The 18,728-nt window shown below is 69.9% G+C and carries 19 protein-coding genes; 6 read left to right on the forward strand and 13 right to left on the reverse strand.

From position 1 onward, the window contains the following. The first annotated feature begins 77 nt into the window (after positions 1-77). Together ypfJ and HJ588_RS17650 are read left to right on the forward strand one after the other, a co-directional pair. Positions 78-1,070, forward strand: coding sequence for a KPN_02809 family neutral zinc metallopeptidase (gene ypfJ, locus HJ588_RS17645; protein WP_171158076.1), 993 nt, complete (start codon positions 78-80; stop codon positions 1,068-1,070). 136 nt (positions 1,071-1,206) lie between these two features. Further along, positions 1,207-1,779 carry an AMIN-like domain-containing (lipo)protein gene (locus HJ588_RS17650; protein ID WP_171158078.1) on the forward strand — a complete coding sequence of 191 codons (573 nt, stop codon included), beginning with the start codon at positions 1,207-1,209 and terminating at the stop codon, positions 1,777-1,779. Positions 1,780-1,974: 195 nt separating this feature from the next. On the opposite strand, the gene HJ588_RS17655 is transcribed toward HJ588_RS17650, so the two are convergent. The 9 genes from HJ588_RS17655 to HJ588_RS17695 form a co-directional block, all read right to left on the reverse strand. Continuing rightward, positions 1,975-2,301: a metal-sulfur cluster assembly factor gene (locus HJ588_RS17655; RefSeq protein WP_171158087.1), complete on the reverse strand. Its 327-nt coding sequence runs from the start codon at positions 2,299-2,301 to the stop codon at positions 1,975-1,977. 2 nt (positions 2,302-2,303) lie between these two features. Beyond that, positions 2,304-2,777 carry a Fe-S cluster assembly sulfur transfer protein SufU gene (gene sufU / locus HJ588_RS17660; RefSeq protein ID WP_171158089.1) on the reverse strand — a complete coding sequence of 158 codons (474 nt, stop codon included), beginning with the start codon at positions 2,775-2,777 and terminating at the stop codon, positions 2,304-2,306. Between the two features lies 1 nt (position 2,778). Continuing rightward, positions 2,779-4,068: an aminotransferase class V-fold PLP-dependent enzyme gene (locus HJ588_RS17665; RefSeq protein WP_171158091.1), complete on the reverse strand. Its 1,290-nt coding sequence runs from the start codon at positions 4,066-4,068 to the stop codon at positions 2,779-2,781. A gap of 5 nt (positions 4,069-4,073) precedes the next feature. After that, positions 4,074-4,838, reverse strand: a complete 765-nt coding sequence (sufC, locus tag HJ588_RS17670; RefSeq protein WP_171158093.1) for a Fe-S cluster assembly ATPase SufC — start codon at positions 4,836-4,838, stop codon at positions 4,074-4,076. 20 nt (positions 4,839-4,858) lie between these two features. Further along, a complete protein-coding gene (locus tag HJ588_RS17675; RefSeq protein WP_171158095.1) occupies positions 4,859-5,200 on the reverse strand; it encodes a non-heme iron oxygenase ferredoxin subunit in 342 nt (113 codons plus the stop codon). Then, a complete protein-coding gene (sufD, locus tag HJ588_RS17680) occupies positions 5,197-6,378 on the reverse strand; it encodes a Fe-S cluster assembly protein SufD (protein WP_171158097.1) in 1,182 nt (393 codons plus the stop codon). The genes HJ588_RS17675 and sufD overlap by 4 nt, the downstream gene beginning before the upstream one ends. An 89-nt stretch (positions 6,379-6,467) precedes the next feature. Continuing rightward, a complete protein-coding gene (gene sufB / locus HJ588_RS17685; RefSeq protein WP_171158100.1) occupies positions 6,468-7,886 on the reverse strand; it encodes a Fe-S cluster assembly protein SufB in 1,419 nt (472 codons plus the stop codon). Next, positions 7,883-8,611: a helix-turn-helix domain-containing protein gene (locus HJ588_RS17690; RefSeq protein WP_171158102.1), complete on the reverse strand. Its 729-nt coding sequence runs from the start codon at positions 8,609-8,611 to the stop codon at positions 7,883-7,885. The genes sufB and HJ588_RS17690 overlap by 4 nt, the downstream gene beginning before the upstream one ends. A gap of 78 nt (positions 8,612-8,689) precedes the next feature. Beyond that, positions 8,690-9,880 (reverse strand): glycoside hydrolase family 3 protein, encoded by a 1,191-nt coding sequence (locus HJ588_RS17695; protein ID WP_171158105.1) that lies wholly within the window; start codon positions 9,878-9,880, stop codon positions 8,690-8,692. A gap of 116 nt (positions 9,881-9,996) precedes the next feature. Between HJ588_RS17695 and HJ588_RS17700 the strand changes: the two genes are divergently transcribed. From HJ588_RS17700 to HJ588_RS17710, 3 genes are read left to right on the forward strand one after another with little or no spacing between them, the layout of a single operon-like run. Next, entirely contained in the window at positions 9,997-10,722 is a 726-nt protein-coding gene (locus HJ588_RS17700) for an ABC transporter ATP-binding protein (protein WP_425483563.1), read from the forward strand. Beyond that, positions 10,719-11,462, forward strand: a complete 744-nt coding sequence (locus HJ588_RS17705) for an ABC transporter permease (RefSeq protein ID WP_171158107.1) — start codon at positions 10,719-10,721, stop codon at positions 11,460-11,462. The genes HJ588_RS17700 and HJ588_RS17705 overlap by 4 nt, the downstream gene beginning before the upstream one ends. Next, positions 11,447-12,502: a COX15/CtaA family protein gene (locus tag HJ588_RS17710; RefSeq protein WP_171158109.1), complete on the forward strand. Its 1,056-nt coding sequence runs from the start codon at positions 11,447-11,449 to the stop codon at positions 12,500-12,502. Before HJ588_RS17705 ends, HJ588_RS17710 begins: the two co-directional genes overlap by 16 nt. On the opposite strand, the gene HJ588_RS17715 is transcribed toward HJ588_RS17710, so the two are convergent. The 4 genes from HJ588_RS17715 to HJ588_RS17730 all read right to left on the reverse strand — a co-directional run bounded on the left by HJ588_RS17715 (position 12,472) and on the right by HJ588_RS17730 (position 16,290). Then, positions 12,472-13,044: a NifU family protein gene (locus tag HJ588_RS17715; protein WP_171158111.1), complete on the reverse strand. Its 573-nt coding sequence runs from the start codon at positions 13,042-13,044 to the stop codon at positions 12,472-12,474. The genes HJ588_RS17710 and HJ588_RS17715 overlap by 31 nt on opposite strands. Beyond that, complete coding sequence (gene feoB / locus HJ588_RS17720; RefSeq protein WP_171158114.1) at positions 13,044-14,981, reverse strand: ferrous iron transporter B; 1,938 nt, start codon at positions 14,979-14,981, stop codon at positions 13,044-13,046. The genes HJ588_RS17715 and feoB overlap by 1 nt, the downstream gene beginning before the upstream one ends. Then, the gene (locus HJ588_RS17725) at positions 14,981-15,286 is read right to left on the reverse strand and encodes a FeoA family protein (protein WP_171158116.1); all 306 of its coding nucleotides are present in this window, start codon (positions 15,284-15,286) and stop codon (positions 14,981-14,983) included. Before HJ588_RS17725 ends, feoB begins: the two co-directional genes overlap by 1 nt. 110 nt (positions 15,287-15,396) lie before the next feature. Beyond that, the gene (locus tag HJ588_RS17730; protein ID WP_171158593.1) at positions 15,397-16,290 is read right to left on the reverse strand and encodes a heme o synthase; all 894 of its coding nucleotides are present in this window, start codon (positions 16,288-16,290) and stop codon (positions 15,397-15,399) included. Positions 16,291-16,558: 268 nt separating this feature from the next. Between HJ588_RS17730 and tkt the strand changes: the two genes are divergently transcribed. Continuing rightward, complete coding sequence (gene tkt / locus HJ588_RS17735) at positions 16,559-18,718, forward strand: transketolase (RefSeq protein WP_171158118.1); 2,160 nt, start codon at positions 16,559-16,561, stop codon at positions 18,716-18,718. Positions 18,719-18,728: the final 10 nt, after the last annotated feature.

Raw genomic sequence — 18,728 nt, forward strand, 5'->3', positions numbered from 1 at the left:
CTCGCTAGTCTACGCGCGACAGGTGCATGACCTCGACCGGTTATCCGCGCCATGGCCGCTGACGGAAGGAACATCTCGTGACGTTCAACGACAACGCCAACATCGGTGGCGGGAACGTCGGCAGCGGGGGCAGCGGCGGCGGCGGAGGTGGTCTCGGCGGCGGCATGATGCCGGGCGGCATCGCGGTCGGCGGTGTCGGCGGCGTGATCCTGATGATCCTGATGGTGCTGTTCGGCGGCAACATCACCGGTGGCGGCTCCGGCGGCACGACCGGCGGCGGTAACGCCGGCCAGATCAACTCCGACCCGAACAACCCCTACGGCGGCGGCCAGATCGACCCGGGCAACGACTCGATCCAGCAGCAGCTCGACCAGTGCACCACCGGCAAGCAGGCCAACGAGAACGACACCTGTCTCATCAAGGCGACCGTCGCGAGCGTCGAAGGCTTCTGGAAGGTCTACCTGCCGGCGGCGACGCGACAGCAGTACTCGCCGGCCAAGACCATCGTCTACTCCGGCTCCACCACCTCCGGCTGCGGGCAGGCGAGCAGTGCGATGGGCCCGTTCTACTGCCCCGTCGACAAGCAGGTGTATGTCGACGCCGGCTTCTTCCAGGAGTTGCAGAGCCAGTACGGCTCCGACGGCGGCCAGCTCGCCAAGGAGTACGTCCTCGCCCACGAGTACGGCCACCACATCCAGGACATCCTCGGACTGCTCGGCCGCGCCCAGCAAGACCCGCAGGGCGAGCAGTCCGGCTCGGTGCGCACCGAACTGCAGGCCGACTGCTTCGGCGGCATCTGGGCGGCGTATGCCGACGGCTCGCGCAACGGCAAGAACGGCGTGACGATCGACCCGCTGCTCAAGCCGCTTACCTCCAAGGACATCGACTCCGCGCTGTCGGCCGCGGCGGCCGTCGGCGACGACCGCATCCAGCAGAAGGCCCAGGGCCGGGTGACGCCGGAGAGCTGGACGCACGGTTCGTCGGCGGCGCGGCAGAAGTGGTTCAAGACCGGTTACGAGACCGGCGACATCAACCAGTGCAACACCTTCGACGCGCCGAGCGTGGAGTGACGAAGGCGCAGGCGGTCCGCCCGATCCGGGCGTAAGCTAAAGGGCACACCACAAGGTTGCCCGACCGCTCGTGTCCACCAGGGGGCTGGTTCGACGAGGCGCGGCGGCGGGTTTTCTCTACGGAGGGGGATCCGTCATGTCGCACACCATCCAGCGCCGCCCGCGTCTGCGCGCGGCCGCAGTCAGTGCCGTCCTCGCCGCCGGCGCACTCCTGCCGCTCAGCACCGCGGCCCCGGCCGACGCAGCGCCCTACTGCGGCATCACCTGGGGCTCGGGCGACAAGACCGCCGCCCCGATGTCGACCGACACCGTCCGCAACGTGCGCGCCGGCCGGCAGCCCTGCTTCGACCGCCTGGTCGTCGACCTCTCCGGCTACGACCGCAGCGTCGGCTACTCCGTGCGCTACGTCGGCGCGGTGACCGGCACGTCCGGGGTGCCGGTGCCCCTGGCCGGGGCGACCGACCTGCAGATCAACCTCTGGGCCCCGGCCTACGACAGCACCGGACGCGCCACCTACCGCCCGGCCGACCCGATGCACGCGGTGAACGTGTCCGGCTTCGAGACCTTCCGGCAGGTGGCGTATGTCGACTCGTTCGAGGGCGAGACCACTCTCGGCCTCGGCGTCCGCGGCCGGCTGCCCATGCGGGCGTTCGTGATCCAGGATCCGGCCGGTCAGCGGCTGGTCATCGACGTCGCGCATCGTTGGTGACGGGCTGCGTCATACCGGACTGACTTGTCACGCCCAGGCGGACTTGTCGCGTCCGGGCTCGCTTGTCACGTACGAAGGGGACTTGTCACGTGCTAGAACACGTGACAAGTCCCCTCGCGACGTGACAAGTCCCTGAATGACGGGACAAGTCCCCCTTGCGTGGACGAGTGGCCGCCCCGGGCGCCCGCCCGCTCTTTAGATGTTGAAACCGAGCGCCCGCAGCTGCTCGCGGCCGTCGTCGGTGATCTTGTCCGGACCCCACGGCGGCATCCAGACCCAGTTGATCCGGTGCGACTCGACCAGGCCCTCGAGGGCGGCGGCCGTCTGGTCCTCGATGACGTCGGTCAGCGGGCAGGCCGCCGACGTCAGGGTCATGTCGAGCACCGCGTGGTTGTCGGTATCGACGGTGATGCCGTAGACCAGTCCGAGGTCGACGACGTTGATGCCGAGCTCGGGGTCGACGACGTCGCGCATGGCTTCCTCGACGTCCGCCACGTTCGGCGGGGTGGACACGTCAGTCATCTCTACACTCCTGACTTCGTTGCGGATGCGTTGGCGATGTCGACGCCGGCGCGGGCGAGCGCGTCGGTGTATGCCGTCCACGGCAGCAGGGCGCACTTGACCCGTGCCGGATACTTCGACACTCCGGCGAACGCCACGGCGTCGCCGATCATGTCCTCGTCGCCGGGGTCCTCGCCCTTCGAGGTGAGCATCGAGCGGATCGCGTCGTAGGTCCGCAGGCCCTCGGCCACCGTGTGGCCGATGACCTCCTCGGCGAGCACCGACGCCGATGCGACCGAGATCGAGCAACCGACCGCGTCGTAGGACACGTCCTCGACGCGGGCGTCGGGGCCGTCTCCGGACAGGTGCACGCGCAGCGTGATCTCGTCGCCGCAGGTGGTGTTGACGTGATGGGTCTGCGCGTCGTACGGCTCGCGCAGGCCGGCGTGCTGTGGCCGCTTGGAGTGCTCGAGGATCAGCTCCTGGTAGAGGTCCATGTCAGACCGCCACCCCGAAGATGTCCGGCACCCGGTCGAGCGCGTCGAGGAATGCCTGCACCTCGTCGCGGGTGGTGTAGGGGCCGAAGCTCGCGCGCGTGCTCGCCGGCACCTTGAGCGCGCGGTGCAGCGGCCAGGCGCAGTGGTGGCCGGTGCGGACGGCGACTCCGGAGTCGTCCAGCACCTGGCCCACGTCATGCGGGTGCACGCCGTCGACCACGAACGCCACACTGCCCGTGCGCTTTTCAGCGTCGAGCGGCCCGAGCACGCGCACCCACGGCCGCTCGGCGAGACCGTCGAGCACCGCCTGGGTGATCTCCCGGTCGTGCGCCGCGACGGCATCCATGCCGACCTGCGACAGGTAGTCGCACGCGGCGGCCAGGCCGACGGCCTGGGACTGGTTGGGGATGCCCGCCTCGAACCGCTGCGGCGGAGCCGCGTAGGTCGAGTGGTCCATCAGCACCGTCTCGATCATCGACCCGCCACCGAGGAACGGCGGCATCGCCACGAGCAGGTCGGCCCGGCCGACCAGCACGCCCACGCCGTAGGGGCCGAGCATCTTGTGCGCACTGAACGCCATGAAGTCGACGCCGAGGTCGTCGAAGTCGACCGGCAGGTGCGGCACCGACTGGCAGGCGTCGAGCACGGTGATCGCACCGACCGAACGGGCCTTGTCGGCCAGCCGGCGGACCGGGTTGATCGTGCCCACGACATTCGAAACATGAGCAAACGCAAGCACTTTGGTGCGCTCGGTGACGATCTCGTCGAGGTTGCCGAGGTCGAGCTCTCCCCCGCCGGTCACGTCGAGCCAACGCAGGGTCGCCCCCGTGCGGCGCGCGAGCTCCTGCCACGGGACCAGGTTGGCGTGGTGCTCCATCTGGGTCACCACGATCTCGTCACCGGGGCCGATGCGGAAGCGGTCGGTCTCGGGCGTCTCGGGTATGCCGAGGTCGCCGCCCGCTGAGGCGTTGCTGAACGCGTAGGCGACCAGGTTGATCGCCTCCGTCGCGCTCTTGGTGAAGATCACCTCGTCGGGGCGGGCCCCGACGAAGTCGGCGACGGTGACCCGGGCGCCCTCGAACGCGTCGGTGGCCTCTTCGGCGAGCTGGTGCGCGCCGCGGTGGACCGCGGCGTTGTGCTGCTCGTAGAAGTCACGTTCGGCGTCGAGCACCTGGGTCGGCTTCTGCGACGTCGCCCCCGAGTCGAGGTAGACCAGGGGGCGACCGTCGCGCACCGTCCGCGACAGGATCGGGAAATCCTGCCGCAGCGTTTCGACGTCCAGGTCGGGCATTCGGATCAGGCCTTTGCCTTTGCCGGGAGGAAGCGGTCGTAACCCTCGGCCTCGAGCCGCTCGGCGAGCTCCGGGCCGCCCTCCTCGGCGACCTTGCCGTCGACGAAGACGTGCACGAAGTCGGGCTTGATGTAGCGCAGGATGCGCGTGTAGTGGGTGATCAGCAGCACGCCGGCGTCGGTCTCGTCCTTGGCGCGGTTGACGCCCTCGGAGACCACGCGCAGCGCGTCGACGTCGAGGCCGGAGTCGGTCTCGTCGAGGATGGCGATCTTCGGCTTCAGCAGCTCCAGCTGCAGGATCTCGTGACGCTTCTTCTCGCCACCGGAGAAGCCCTCGTTGACGCCGCGCTCGGCGAAACCCTCGTCCATGCGCAGGTCGTTCATCGACTTCTTGACGTCCTTGACCCAGGTGCGCAGCTTCGGCGCCTCACCGTCGACAGCGGTCTTGGCGGTGCGCAGGAAGTTGGAGACGGTCACGCCCGGCACCTCGACGGGATACTGCATGGCGAGGAAGAGCCCGGCGCGCGCCCGCTCGTCGACGCTCATCGACAGCACGTCTTCGCCGTCGAGGGTGACGGTGCCCGAGGTGACGGTGTACTTCGGGTGGCCGGCGATGCTGTAGGCCAGCGTGGACTTGCCGGACCCGTTGGGGCCCATGATCGCGTGGGTCTCCCCCGACTTCACCGTCAGGTTGACGCCCTTGAGGATCTCCTTGCTGCCCTGCTCGGTGTCGACGGACACGTGCAGGTCGCGAATCTCCAGCGTTGACATATGTTGTGGCTCTCTCTTCTTCAGCTCGCGGAAACGGAGACGTAGACGTCGCCGTCCTGGACGATGACGGGATAGACGGCGATCGGCTGGGTGGCGGGCAGCCCGGTCGGCTCGCCGGTGTCGAGGTTGAAACGGGAGCCGTGCAGCCAGCACTCGATCGTGCAGCCCTCGACGTCACCCTCGGCCAGCGACACCTGGCCGTGGCTGCAGATGTCGTTGACGGCGTGCACGACACCCTTGTCGTCGCGCACCATCGCCACCGGCACGCCGTTGATCTCGGCCAGTGCTGCGGTCTCGACCGGCAACTCCTCGACAGCGCAGACGCGCACGAAGTCGTCGGTCAGTTGGGTGGACTCGCTCATGCCTGCGGGCTCCCGGCGAGTTCGTCGTCGATGGCGGCCATCAGCGGGTCGACGACCTCGGGCACGCCGATCTTGTTGATCACGTCGGCGAAGAAGCCGCGCACGACCAGGCGCCGCGCCTCGGGCTCGGGGATGCCCCGGGCCTGCAGGTAGAACAGCTGCTCGTCGTCGAAGCGGCCGGTCGAACTGGCGTGACCGGCGCCGGCGATCTCGCCGGTCTCGATCTCCAGATTGGGCACCGAGTCGGCGCGCGCGCCGTCGGTGAGCACCAGGTTGCGGTTGAGCTCGTAGGTCTCGATGCCTTCGGCCTCGGCCCGGATGAGGACGTCGCCGACCCACACCGAGTGCGCCGAATCTCCTTGCAGCGCACCCTTGTACGTCACCAGGGACGTGCACTGCGGGGCGTTGTGGTCGACGAACGTGCGGTGCTCCAGGTGCTGACCGGCGTCGGCGAAGTAGACACCCAGCAGGGTGGCCTCGCCGCCGGATCCGGCGTACTTCACGTTGGAGTTGAGGCGCACGATCGCGCCACCCAGGGTGACCGCGATGTGCCGGTAGGTCGCGTCGCGACCGACCTGCGCCTCGTGCTGCGCCAGGTGGTGGGCGTCGTCGTCCCACTGCTGCAGGCTGACCACGGTGAGATTCGCGCCGTCGCCGACGACGATCTCCACGTTGGCGGTGTGCTCGCCCGAGCCGGTGTGCTCGATGATGACCAGGCCCTTGGCGTGGGTGCCGGCCTCGATGACGACGTGCCCGTTGGACCGCTTGCCGGCGGCGCCGTGCACGGCGACCCGGATCGGCGCGTCGTACTCGGTGTCGGCGGCGAGCTTGAGGTGCAGTGCCTTGCGGCTCTGCGCGCTGGCGACCACCGAGGCGCGGTCGCCCGGCACCAGCACGGTGCCGCGAGGCGCCTCGCCGGCGGCGAGCGGCTTGCCGACCACGGACGGGTCGGAGACCTCGACGGTCAGCGCGTCCGCGTCGCCGGGCTCGTCGGCGAGCACCGCGGTGAGCCGGTCGACCGGCGTGAACCGCCAGTCCTCCTCACGGCCGTGCGGCACCGGGAAGTCCGACACCTCGAACGAGGTGCGCCGCTCGGCGCGCGACTGCTCGGGAACGAGCCCGACCTGCGCGGCCGGGTCGGTGTGCGTCTGCGGACCAGACGTCAGCAGCGAGTTCAACTTTGTCCTTCCGATAGAGACTGCATAAGAAGAATTGGGGCACCCCACGAAGTATCGGAGCGAGGTACGAGCGGAGAACTTCGTGGGGATTAGCCGACTGCGCCTTCCATCTGCAGCTCGATGAGGCGGTTGAGTTCGAGGGCGTACTCCATGGGCAGCTCGCGCGCGATCGGCTCGACGAAGCCGCGCACGATCATCGCCATGGCCTCCTCCTCGGACAGACCGCGGGACATCAGATAGAACATCTGGTCCTCGCTGACCTTGGAAACCGTTGCCTCGTGGCCCATTTGGACGTCGTCCTCGCGAACGTCGACGTAGGGGTAGGTGTCCGAGCGGCTGATCTGGTCGACCAGGAGCGCGTCGCAGACGACCGAGCTCCTGGAGTGCTCGGCCCCCTCCAGGACCTGCACCAGACCGCGGTATGACGTGCGGCCCCCGCCCCGCGCCACCGACTTGCTGACGATGGTCGAGCTCGTGTTGGGCGCCGCGTGCACCATCTTGGCGCCGGCGTCCTGGTGCTGGCCCTCGCCGGCGAACGCGATCGAGAGGGTCTCGCCCTTGGCGTGCTCGCCGAGCAGGAAGACCGCCGGGTACTTCATCGTCACCTTGGAGCCGATGTTGCCGTCGATCCACTCCATGGTCGCGCCCTCGTCGCAGGTCGCGCGCTTGGTCACCAGGTTGTAGACGTTGTTCGACCAGTTCTGGATGGTCGTGTAGCGCACCCGGGCACCCTTCTTGACCACGATCTCGACGACCGCCGAGTGCAGCGAGTCGGACTTGTAGATCGGCGCGGTGCAGCCCTCCACGTAGTGCACGTAGGAGTCCTCGTCGGCGATGATCAGGGTGCGCTCGAACTGGCCCATGTTCTCGGTGTTGATCCGGAAGTAGGCCTGCAGCGGGATGTCGACGTGCACGCCCTTCGGCACGTAGATGAACGAGCCGCCGGACCACACCGCGGTGTTGAGCGCGGCGAACTTGTTGTCGCCGGCCGGGATCACCGAGCCGAAGTACTCCTTGAAGAGCTCCTCGTACTCACGCAGGCCGGTGTCGGTGTCGACGAAGATGACGCCCTTCTCCTCCAGGTCCTCGCGGATCTGGTGGTAGACGACCTCGGACTCGTACTGCGCGGCGACGCCCGCGACCAGGCGCTGCTTCTCCGCCTCCGGGATGCCGAGCTTGTCGTACGTGGCCTTGATGTCCTCGGGCAGGTCCTCCCAGCTGGCGGCCTGCTTCTCGGTGGACTTCACGAAGTACTTGATGTTCTGGAAGTCGATGCCGGTCAGGTCCGAGCCCCACGACGGCATGGGCTTCTTGTCGAAGAGGTTCAGCGCCTTCAGCCGGCGTTTGGTCATCCACTCCGGCTCGTTCTTGCGCTGCGAGATGTCCTGGACCACCTCGGGGCCCAGACCGCGCTTGGCGCTGGCACCGGCGACGTCACTGTCGGCCCAGCCGTACTCGTAGCGGCCGATGTCCTTCAGTCCTGGGTTGAGCTCTTCGATGGTGCTCATCGCGAATCCCTTTCAGTCGCTTGGGCGTTGGGCGTCGGAACGAATGTGGTGCACACGTGGTCACCATGTGCGAGGGAGGCGAGGCGCTGCACGTGAACGCCGAGCGTGACCGAGAAGACCTTGGCCTCTTCCTCGCAGAACTGCGGAAACTCCGCGGCGACGTGCTGCACGGGGCAGTGCCCCTGACACAGTTGAACGCCGGCCAGCGGGGTGCCATTCCCCACCGGACGGGTCGACGCGGCGTAGCCTTGCTCGGTCAGCGCCTCGGCGAGAGCCGCCGTGCGGTCGTCGGTCGACGGGCCGGCGGCCTCGACCGCCGGGGCGACCTGGCCGGCGAGCGCCTCGGCACGTTGCCGGGCAAACTCGGTGACCGCGGCCTCACCGGAGTGCTCGCGCATGAAGCGCAGCACCGACGTGGCCAGGGTGTCGTAGTCGCCGCGCAACTCGGCGTGGCCGGTCTCGGACAGCACGTAGGCGCGGGCCGGACGCCCCCGCTTGCGGCCGCCGGGCTGGGGTCGCTCGCGCTCCTCGATCAGCCCGTCGGCGTCGAGGCAGTCCAGGTGCCGTCGGACGGCCGCGCTGGTCAGGGCGAGACGTGCCGCGAGCTCCGCGGCCGTGATCGGGCCTTCCGCCGAGACGGTCCGCAGCACGCGTTCACGCGTGGGCGACTCCGTGTCCGGCCGGTCTGCACCGGTCGGGCAGCTGGTGCCGTCCGCGAAAATCACAACACCAGTGTGCGCTAATTCCCCCAGCGCCCACCAGGAAGGTCTACCTAACCCGCTCGGCGGGCCTGCTCAGCGCGCTCAGCAGGTGCCGAGCAGGCCGTGCTTCTGCTTGAGCGCGAGCACCTTGCCCGCGGAGGCCCGGACCCGGCCCTGGAACCACGCGTCGGTCTTGGCGCGGGCGAGCACCGCGTCATACATCTGCCCCACCAGGCTCGGGTTGACCGTCAGCATCAGGTCGACGCCGGAGACGACCGCCTTGATCGCGCGGAAGGCCGGTGAGTACGGCGAGACGGCCTTGGCGTTGCCGATGTCGTCGGTCATCACCACGCCGGTGAAGCCGAGCGACCGCAGCCAGGAGATGATCGCCGGCGAGAAGACCGCCAACTGACTGTTGTCGATCTTGGCGTAGCGCGCTGACGACATCATGATCGCCTGCACACCCTGCGCCGACGCGTTGGTGAAGGGGTTGATGAACGACGACGTCTTGGTCGTGACGTTGTCCACCACGTTGACCGTGGTGTCGGTGTTGGCGGACACGACGCCGAGGCCCGGGAAATGCTTCGCGGTGGTCGCCACCCCCTGGCCCTGCATGCCGCGTATGACGGCGCCGGTGGCCGCCTTGACCGGGTCGGTGGAGCGCGCGTACTCCCGGTCGTAGGCGCCGATCGGCGGGTTGACCCCGGTGCCGGGCGGGACCGTGTCGGCGACCGGCGCGAGGTTCATGTTGACGCCCGACGCCTTCAGTTGGCCGGCCCAGCGGGCCGCACTGCTCTGCAACGTCGCTGTCGCCCAGGTGCCCTGCACCAGCGCCGTCGGCATCCGGTCGATGCCGCTGCCCTGCAGCACCTGGACGTAACCGCCCTCCTGGTCGGTCGACATCAGCAGCCCCACTCCCGCGGTGCTGGAGGCGTTGACCTGCCCGCGGAACCGGGCCGCGGTCGCCGCCGGCACGGAGGTGCCGCCGTAGCTGCGGCCGGTCAGCATCACGTTGCCGATGTGGCGCTGCCCGATGGACGCCAGGGCGGTCGCGTCCGCGCCGGTCGCCGGCGTGCCCACCATGAACAGTTGGCCGACTATCTGTGGCAACGACATCTTCTGCAGCACTTGCGCGGGCGTGCACGCCGCGGCCGTCTGGAGTCCGGCGGTCTTTACTCCGGCCGGCGCCGCCCCGGCGCTCCCGACCGGTATGGCGACCGCGCAGCCGACCCCCAACACGGTGACTGCCGCCAGCGAGCGACGGCGGGTGCTTCGAACCAATTGCGTTGTCATGTCTCTCCCCTTGTGACATGTGGGTGGTTCGGCAGTGAGCCACCCTCGTCATCGTATGCCGGGATCGGCGACCCGTCACCGGGTCGGCCGGGGGCCACCACTTAGACTTTCCCTTCGTGAAAGCCGCGGTCCCGCCTGTCGTCGTTGACGGCGTGACCCACCGCTACGGCAACCGCATCGCGCTCGACGCGATGACGTGGTCGGCCCCCGACGCCGCCATCACCTGCGTGCTGGGGCCCAACGGCGCCGGTAAGACGACCGTGATGGAGATGGCCGAGGGGCTGCGCCGGCCTGACTCCGGCACCGTCCGGGTGCTCGGCGTGAACCCCTGGGACGCCGACGCCGCGCACCGCCGCCGCGTCGGGGTCATGCTGCAGGACGGCGGCCTGCCCGGCTCCGTGAAACCGATGCGCCTGTTGCAGCACGTCGCGGCCCTCTATGGCACGACCGACGAATTGCCCTCTCTCGTCGACCGATTGGGCATCGAGGAGTTTCGTCATACGTCGTTGCGAAGACTGTCGGGCGGGCAACGGCAGCGGGTGGCACTCGCCGCCGCCCTGGTCGGCCGGCCCGACGTGGTCTTCCTCGACGAGCCGAGCGCCGGGCTCGACCCGCACGCCCGCCTCGACGTCTGGGACCTGGTGCGCGCCACCCGCGACCGCGGCTGCTGCGTCGTGGTCACCACGCACTCCTTCGACGAGGCGCAACGTCTCGCCGACCACGTGATCATCGTCGCCGCGGGCGGGGTCGTCGCGGACGGCACGGTCGACCAGGTCGGCGGCGCGGCCGGACTCGAGGACACCTACTTCGCGCTCACCCGCTCACCGAAGGCAAGCACATGACCACCCCTGCGCTCCGCGTCCGCGCCCAGGCCGCCTTCGAGACGCGCACCCTGCTCGGCAACGGCGAGCAGCTGCTGGTCTCGCTGATCCTGCCGGCGATGGCGCTGGTCGGGCTCGCGGTCAGCGCCACCCCCGACCTCGGCCCCGGCCGCCGCATCGACATCGTCGTGCCGAGCGTGCTCGCGCTCGCCGTGGTGTCGACCGCGTTCACCGGCCAGGCGATCGCCACCGGCTTCGATCGGCGGTATGGCGTGCTGCGCCTCCTCGGCGTCACTCCCCTCGGCCGGTCGGGCCTACTCGCCGGCAAGGCCCTCGCGGTGCTGGTCGTGGTCGCGCTGCAGACGATCGTGCTCAGCGTGATCGGAGTCTGCTTCAGCTGGCAACCGCACCTCGGCGGCCTGCTCGTCGGCGCCCTGCTGATGCTGCTCGGCACCTGGACCTGGGTGGCGGTGGCGCTGCTGCTGGCCGGCACGCTGCGTGCCGAGGCGGTGCTCGCGGTCGCCAACCTGCTCTGGGTGATCTTCGCCGCCGTCGGCGGCCTGCTCTACCCGACCGCCAAGATGCCGGCCGGCGTCGGCGACGTCGTGCGGCTGCTGCCGTCCGGCGCGCTCGGCGACGGCCTGCGCGACGCACTCACCGGGCACGACGGGTCGTTGCTGCGGCCGGTGCTGGTGCTGCTGGTCTGGGGGCTGGCCGCCACCGCTCTCTCCGCCAAGCTCTTCCGATGGGACGACAAATAGTGTCCGACGCCCCTGCCCCGGCCCGCGGGATCCTGCCCCCGGTCGCACGCACCACCGGCTTCGCGGTGTGGCTGCGCCGGCTGTTCTGGCTCAACCTGTTCGTCGAAATCCTGATCGTCGCGACCGGCGGCCTCGTCCGGCTCACGGCGAGCGGTCTCGGCTGTCCCGACTGGCCGCAGTGCGTGCCCGGCTCCATCACGCCGACCAGGCAGCAGGAGCAGTCGTGGCACAAGTACATCGAGTTCGGCAACCGCTCGCTGACCAGCGTGGTGAGCATCGTGGCGCTCGCCCTGCTCGTCGCGGTGATCGTCGACCAGCGCAAGGGCTCGGGCCGGCGCGGGCTGTGGCCGCCGGTGGTGGGTGTGTTGTTCGGCATCGCGGTGCAGGCCGTGGTCGGCGGCATCTCCGTGCGCACCGGTCTCAACCCGGCGATCGTCGCCACCCACTTCCTCACCTCGATGGTGCTGGTGGCCGCGTCCGCCTGGCTGGTGTGGCGTGCGCGGGAGGGCGACGGCGCGCCGAAACCGTTGGTGCCGCGCGAGGTTCGCTGGCTGGCCGCGGTGACCGGCGTGGTGCTCGTCGTGGTGCTCTTCCTCGGCACGATGGTCACCGGGTCGGGCCCGCACTCCGGTGACGACGCCGAAAATCCCGCTCGCCTGTCGTTCGACCTGCGGACCGTCACCTGGCTGCACGCCGACACCGTGATGCTGCTGACCGGTCTGGTCGTCGCCACGCTGATCGCGACGCTCCTGGTGGCCCGCCACACCCGTGCCCCGCGCGCGTGGGCCCTGGTGCTCGGGGTGATCGTGCTCCAGGGGATCGTCGGTTACACGCAGTACTTCCTGGAGGTGCCGGCCGGCCTGGTTGAGATCCACATGATCCTCGCCTGCCTGCTGGTCACCGCGACCACGTGGGCGGTGCTCAGCCTGCGCGAGCGTCCGGTCACGGACACGGCCGCCGCCCAGGGCGTCGATCAGTCCAGTCGGTCCGGTCAGTCCGATCAGACGGGTCAGCGACGGCCGAGCGTCAGCCACCGCTGACGCCGCGGCGCCTCGGCTTCGGCCGCGACCACCTCGACGTCGCCCGGGTGCCGGTCGCGGATCGCCGCTGCGATGCGGTGCTGCAGGGTGAAACCGGCGGCCGGGCAGTGCGAGCAGGTGCCGGCGAAGCCGACCTCGACCAGACCGTCGCGCGCCGACACCAGCCACACGCGACCGCCGTGGGACCGCACGTAGTCGCCGGCCGGGCCGTCGATCACCTCGCGGGCGGCCGCTTCGAGGCGCGCGTCGTCACCCCATTGAGCCGGCGAATCAGCCTGCCAATGCTGGGGATCGGCCAGGGCCTCACGCAGGCTCGACCGGACCGAGGCTCCCGCCGTACGCCAGTCGAGACCGTCGGCGAGGCGGACGACCACGGCGTCGCTCTCGCAGCGCAGCGACTCCACGGTGCCGTCCTGCAGCAGCGCCTCCAGAGGCTCCGCGGCGTGCTGCACGGGGCCCACGAAGGGCGTCACGTCGGCGCCGGTCACCCATCGCACCGACCTGGGATCGGCGGCGACCGGCTCCGGGTGCAGGGCGACCATCAGGCGACCGCCGCGACGACCGAGTGCACGACGAAGGCCATCGTCCAGGCGAGCACGAACATGTAGCCGAACGCGATCGCCGGCCAGCGCCAGGTGCCGGTCTCGCGGCGCATCACCCCGATCGTCGACATGCACTGCAGCGCGAAGAGGAAGAAGGTGAGCAGTGCGGCCGTCGTCGGGGCGTCGAAGAGTTTGCGCTCTCCCCCGTGCCCGTCCGACGTCTGCATCTGCTGCAGGGCGGTCGTGGGCGAGTCGGGGTTGTCGGCGGCCGCGACCTGACCGAGCGTCGCCACGAAGACCTCGCGCGCCGAGAGCGACGCCAGCACACCGACATTGACGCGCCAGTCGAAACCGAGCGGCTCGAAGACCGGCTCGACGGCCCGGCCGGCGTCGGCGGCGAAGCTGTGGTCCAGCACGTATGACGAGGTGGCCGCGGTGTCGTCGGGGTTGATCCCGGCGGCCCGGAAGTCGCTCGTGCCCCGCGCCGGCAGGTTGAGCAGCAGCCAGAGCACGACGGTCACCACCAGGATGATCCGGCCGACCTTGTGCAGGAAGCCCTTGGCGGCGTCCCAGACGGCGACCGCGACCGAGCGGGCCCGCGGCAGCCGGTAGCTCGGCATCTCCATGTAGAACGGCAGCACCGGTCCGTGCCGGCCGGTGAACTTCTTGAACAGCCAGGCGGTGCCCATCGCGGCGAGCGCGCCGCCGAGGTAGAGGCAGAACATCACCAGGCCCTGCGCGCCGACCGGCCCGAAGCGGGTCGACGGGTCGACGAGCAGCCCGACGAGCAGGACGTAGACGGTCAGCCGCGCGGAGCAGGTCATGAGCGGCGCCGCCATCATCGTGGCGATCCGGTCGCGCGCCGACGGCAGCGATCGTGTCGCCATGATGCCCGGTATGGCGCAGGCGAGCGCCGACAACAGCGCCACGAAGGCCCGGCCCTCCAGCCCGGCGCGCGCCATGATGCGGTCCATCAGGAACGCCGCCCGCGACAGGTAGCCGCTGCCCTCCAGCACGGAGATCATGAGAAAGAGCAGGACGATCTGCGGGAGGAAGACCAGGACGCTGCCCACGCCGCCGATCAGGGCGTTGGACAAGAAGGCCCCGAAGATGCCGTGCACGTGCTCGGCGGTGAGCCCGGCCAGCCAGTCGAAGCCCGACTGCACCAGATCCTGCAGCGGCGCCGCGAAGGTGAAGATGACCTGGAAGAAGAGGAACATCGTGACGAAGAACACCGCGGTCCCCCACACCGGGTGCAGCAGCACCGAGTCGATGCGGGCGGTGCGCCGGTCGGCCTCGGGCAGCCGGTAACCGGCCGCGTCGAGCACCGAGTCGACCCATTCGCGCAGCTCGGTGCTGTCCACCGGCGGCGGCACGATCGGCGACGCCCAGGACTCCGGGCGGCCGAGGGCCTCGCGCAGGGCACCGAGGTCGTCGCGCGCACCGGCCACGACCGGCACGACCTGCACTCCCAGTGCGCGCTGCAGCGCGGAGACGTCCACACTGCCCTGACGGCGGGCCAATTCGTCGCGGAAGGTGAGCACGACGGTCGTCGGCAGGCCGACCTGCAGCACCTGGGCCAGCAGCCCGAGGGAGCGGCGCAGCGTGGTCGCGTCGAGCAGCACCAGCACGGCGTCGGGCGTCTCGACGGTGGTATCCCCCGCGTCGAGCACCTGGGTGACGATCTGCTCGTCCGGGCTGATCGCGTCGAGGCTGTAGGTGCCCGGCAGGTCCTCCAGCACCAGCTCGCCGTCGGCGGTGCGGACGGTCCCCTCGAACCGCGCCACGGTGACGCCCGGGTAGTTGCCGGTCTTGGCGCGCAGACCGGTCAGTGCGTTGAAGAGGGTGGTCTTGCCGGAGTTGGGGCTGCCGACGAGCGCGACCCGTGCGGTGCCGCTCGCGACCTTGACCGCCGCACCGCCGTGGTGGTGACCCATCAGGCGTCGACGCGGATCAGCTTCGCCTGTTCCCGGCGCAGCGCGATCTCGTAGCCGGCCACCCGGAAGACGACCGGGTCGCCGAGCGGCGCCTTGCGGACGACGTCGACCGGCGCCCCGGGGGCGAAGCCGAGGTCGTGCAGCCGGCGGGTGGTGGCCGCGGGCGCGGCCGCGGCGAACCCGGTCACGACCGCCTCGTCGCCGACCCGCAACCCGGCCAGCGAGGCAGCGTCCGCCCCGGCTTCGGCGGTGGCTTCCACGGCCGGCAACTGCCGGCCGGCGAGGATCTCGGCGACGAGTGACATGGGCGACCTTCGAGAGACGATGTGGAACGTTAGGGAAGGCTACCCTGCCTTCCTGAAATGTCCACCGTCCCCGGCAGGTTCGCCGGACGGAATGCCCGACCAGTGCCCCATCAGTGCAGGGTCAGGTGCACCAGCGGGTCGATCGCGACCGCGACGAAGACCAGCGTCAGATAGCTGATCGAGTAGTGGAACAGCCGCATCGGCTTCAGCTCGGCGTATGACGCGCCGGCCCGCGCCTTGGCGAGCAGCGTGTGCGCCTCGCGCAGGAACACGCCGCCGGCGACGAGCGCGACCGCGGTGTAGATCAGGCCCATGCCGGCGACCGGCACCAGCACCAGCGTGGTGAGCACGGTGACCCAGCTGTAGATGACGACCTGGCGGGCGACGGCGACGTCCTCGGCGACCACCGGCAGCATCGGCACGCCGGCGCTGGCGTAGTCGTCGCGGAACCGCATCGACAGCGGCCAGTAGTGCGGCGGCGTCCAGAAGAAGACGATCAGGAAGAGCACGACCGCCGACCAGCTGAGCGAGTTGGTGACCGCCGACCAGCCGATGAGCGCCGGCATACACCCGGCGACGCCGCCCCACACGATGTTCTGCGAGGTACGACGCTTCAGCAGCAGCGTGTAGAAGCCGACGTAGAGCACGATCGCGGCCAGGGAGAGCGCCGCCGACAGCCAGTTGACGAGCAGCCCGAGCCACAGCACGGAGACGACGCCGAGCACCAGCCCGAAGGTGAGACCGGCCCGCGGGCTGATCGCGCCGGTGGCGAGCGGCCGGCCCTCGGTGCGGTGCATCAACCGGTCGATGTCGCGGTCGAGGTAGCAGTTGAGGGCGTTGGCCGAACCGGCCGAGAGCGAACCGCCGACGAGAGTGGCGAGGATCAGCCAGAGCGACGGCACGCCCCGGTCGGCGAGGAACATCACCGGGAACGTCGTGACCAGCAGCAGCTCGATGATGCGGGGCTTGGTGAGCGAGACGTAGTCGCGAATCACCGCGCCCATCGGGCGCTTTGGGCGAGAGCCGCGTTCGGCGTCGGCTCGGCCGTCGGCCGGGCGCGGCTCGATCGCGGTCACGTGTCTTCAGTCTCTTTCGTCGCTGCGGTGGTGCAGGTCGTCTCGCCATACGGCGACGGCAAGTCTAGCTCGCGTGAATACCCCTTCGAGCGGGCGGGTATCCGGGATTGACCACCCTGCGCGGGCACCGGCCGCGGGTCTAGGCTCGTGGCGAAAAGTCAATCATCGCCGACTTCCCTCGAAGGAGCAGTCCGTCGTGAGCCAGGACACCTCAGCCACCACCACGGGACGCGACGCGTCCCTGTCCGAGCCGATCGCCACCAATGCCGGCTGGACACCGACCGACGTGCGCGCGGTCGACACCGTCCGTGTCCTCGCGGCCGACGCGGTGCAGAAGGTCGGCAACGGTCACCCGGGCACCGCGATGAGCCTCGCGCCGCTGGCCTACCTGCTCTACCAGAAGGTCATGCGCATCGACCCGTCCGACCCGACCTGGATCGGCCGTGACCGCTTCGTGCTGTCAGCCGGGCACTCGAGCCTGACGCAGTACATCCAACTGTTCTTCTCCGGTTACGGCCTGGAGCTGAAGGACCTGGAGTCCCTGCGCACCTGGGGCTCGCTGACGCCGGGCCACCCGGAGTTCCGGCACACCGACGGCGTCGACATCACCACCGGCCCGCTCGGCTCGGGCATCGCTTCCTCGGTCGGTATGGCGATGGCGCAGCGCCGCCAGCGCGGCCTGTTCGACCCGGACGCCGCGCCCGGCACCAGCCCCTTCGACCACCGCATCTGGGTGATCGCCTCCGACGGTGACCTCATGGAAGGCGTGTCGGGAGAGGCCGGTTCGCTCGCCGGCCAGCAGCAGCTCGGCAACCTGATCGCCTTCTACGACCAGAACCAGATCTCGATCGAGGACGACACCGACGTGTCGTTCAGCGAGGACGTCGCCAAGCGTTACGAGGCCTACGGCTGGCACGTGCAGACCGTCGACTGGCGCACCGGCGACGCACCCGACAGCAACAGCAAGACCTACACCGAGAACGTCGACGAGCTGCTCGCCGCGATCGAGGCCGCCGAGAAGGTCACCGACAAGCCGTCGCTGATCGCGCTACGCACGATCCTCGCCTGGCCGGCCCCCACCAAGCAGGGCACCGGCAAGGCACACGGCAGCGCCCTCGGCGACGAGGAGGTCGCCGCGACCAAGAAGCTGCTCGGCTTCGACCCGGAGAAGAACTTCGAGGTGTCCGACGAGGTGCTGCAGCACGTCCGCAAGGTCAAGGACCGCGGCGCGCAGCTGCACAAGGAGTGGCAGGCCGGCTTCGACAAGTGGCGCGAGAGCAACCCGGAGGGCGCCAAGCTGCTCGACCGGTTGCTCGCGCACAAGCTCCCCGACGACTTCGACAGCGCCTTCCCGACCTGGGAGCCGGACCCGAAGGGCATCGCCACCCGTGCGGCGTCGGGCAAGATCCTCACCGCGCTGGCACCGGTGCTGCCGGAGCTGTGGGGCGGCTCGGCCGACCTCGCCGAGTCCAACAACACCACGATGGAGGGCGAGCCGAGCTTCCTGCCCGAGGACCGCCAGACCAACGAGTGGAAGGGCGGCCCCTACGGCCGCACCCTGCACTTCGGCATCCGCGAGAACGCCATGGGTATGGCGCTCAACGGCATCGCGCTCGAGGGCCTGACCCGGCCCTACGGCGGCACCTTCCTGGTGTTCTCCGACTACATGCGCCCGGCGGTGCGGCTGGCCGCGATCCAGCAGCTGCCGGTCACCTTCGTGTGGACGCACGACTCGATCGGCCTCGGCGAGGACGGCCCGACCCATCAGCCGATCGAGCACCTCGCGGCGCTGCGCGCCATACCGGGCCTGGCAGTGGTGCGCCCGGCGGACGCCAACGAGACGTCGGTCGCGTGGAAGACGATCCTGGAGCACTTCGACAACCCGTCCGGGCTGATCCTGTCCCGGCAGGCGCTGCCGATTGTGGACCGCAAGGAGTTCGCGTCGGCCGACGGCGTGGCCCGCGGCGCCTACGTGCTGGCCGACACCGACGGCACGCCCGACGTGATCCTGATCGCATCCGGCTCCGAGGTGAGCCTCGCGCTCGAAGGCCGGAAGGCTTTGGCGGACAAGGGTGTTAAGGCTCGTGTGGTGTCCATGCCGTGCCGTGAGTGGTTCGAGCAGCAGGACGACGCCTACCGCGAGGAAGTGCTGCCGGCCGCCGTCAAGGCACGCGTGAGCGTCGAGGCCGCCAGCCCCTTCGGCTGGCGCGACCTGATCGGCGACGCGGGCCGCACGGTGTCGATCGACCACTTCGGTGCCAGCGCGGCCGGCTCGGTGCTGATGGAGAAGTTCGGCTTCACGCCGGAGCACGTGGTCTCCGCAGCCGAGGAGTCCATCCAGGCCGCCACCCGCTGACTTCAATCTC

It is taken from the genome of Flexivirga aerilata, from assembly GCF_013002715.1.
Lineage (GTDB): Bacteria > Actinomycetota > Actinomycetes > Actinomycetales > Dermatophilaceae > Flexivirga > Flexivirga aerilata.

Excerpts from the sequence above, each read along its gene's own strand:
- sufB (WP_171158100.1), bottom strand. The coding sequence starts at position 7,886 with ATGAGCACCATCGAAGAGCTCAACCCAGGACTGAAGGACATCGGCCGC.
- sufC (WP_171158093.1), bottom strand. The coding sequence starts at position 4,838 with ATGTCAACGCTGGAGATTCGCGACCTGCACGTGTCCGTCGACACCGAG.
- HJ588_RS17730 (WP_171158593.1), bottom strand. The coding sequence starts at position 16,290 with ATGGGCGCGGTGATTCGCGACTACGTCTCGCTCACCAAGCCCCGCATC.
- HJ588_RS17655 (WP_171158087.1), bottom strand. The coding sequence starts at position 2,301 with ATGACTGACGTGTCCACCCCGCCGAACGTGGCGGACGTCGAGGAAGCC.
- HJ588_RS17650 (WP_171158078.1), top strand. The coding sequence starts at position 1,207 with ATGTCGCACACCATCCAGCGCCGCCCGCGTCTGCGCGCGGCCGCAGTC.
- HJ588_RS17725 (WP_171158116.1), bottom strand. The coding sequence starts at position 15,286 with ATGTCACTCGTCGCCGAGATCCTCGCCGGCCGGCAGTTGCCGGCCGTG.
- HJ588_RS17675 (WP_171158095.1), bottom strand. The coding sequence starts at position 5,200 with ATGAGCGAGTCCACCCAACTGACCGACGACTTCGTGCGCGTCTGCGCT.
- sufU (WP_171158089.1), bottom strand. The coding sequence starts at position 2,777 with ATGGACCTCTACCAGGAGCTGATCCTCGAGCACTCCAAGCGGCCACAG.
- feoB (WP_171158114.1), bottom strand. The coding sequence starts at position 14,981 with ATGGGTCACCACCACGGCGGTGCGGCGGTCAAGGTCGCGAGCGGCACC.
- HJ588_RS17710 (WP_171158109.1), top strand. The coding sequence starts at position 11,447 with ATGGGACGACAAATAGTGTCCGACGCCCCTGCCCCGGCCCGCGGGATC.
- HJ588_RS17715 (WP_171158111.1), bottom strand. The coding sequence starts at position 13,044 with ATGGTCGCCCTGCACCCGGAGCCGGTCGCCGCCGATCCCAGGTCGGTG.
- HJ588_RS17705 (WP_171158107.1), top strand. The coding sequence starts at position 10,719 with ATGACCACCCCTGCGCTCCGCGTCCGCGCCCAGGCCGCCTTCGAGACG.
- HJ588_RS17695 (WP_171158105.1), bottom strand. The coding sequence starts at position 9,880 with ATGACAACGCAATTGGTTCGAAGCACCCGCCGTCGCTCGCTGGCGGCA.
- HJ588_RS17665 (WP_171158091.1), bottom strand. The coding sequence starts at position 4,068 with ATGCCCGACCTGGACGTCGAAACGCTGCGGCAGGATTTCCCGATCCTG.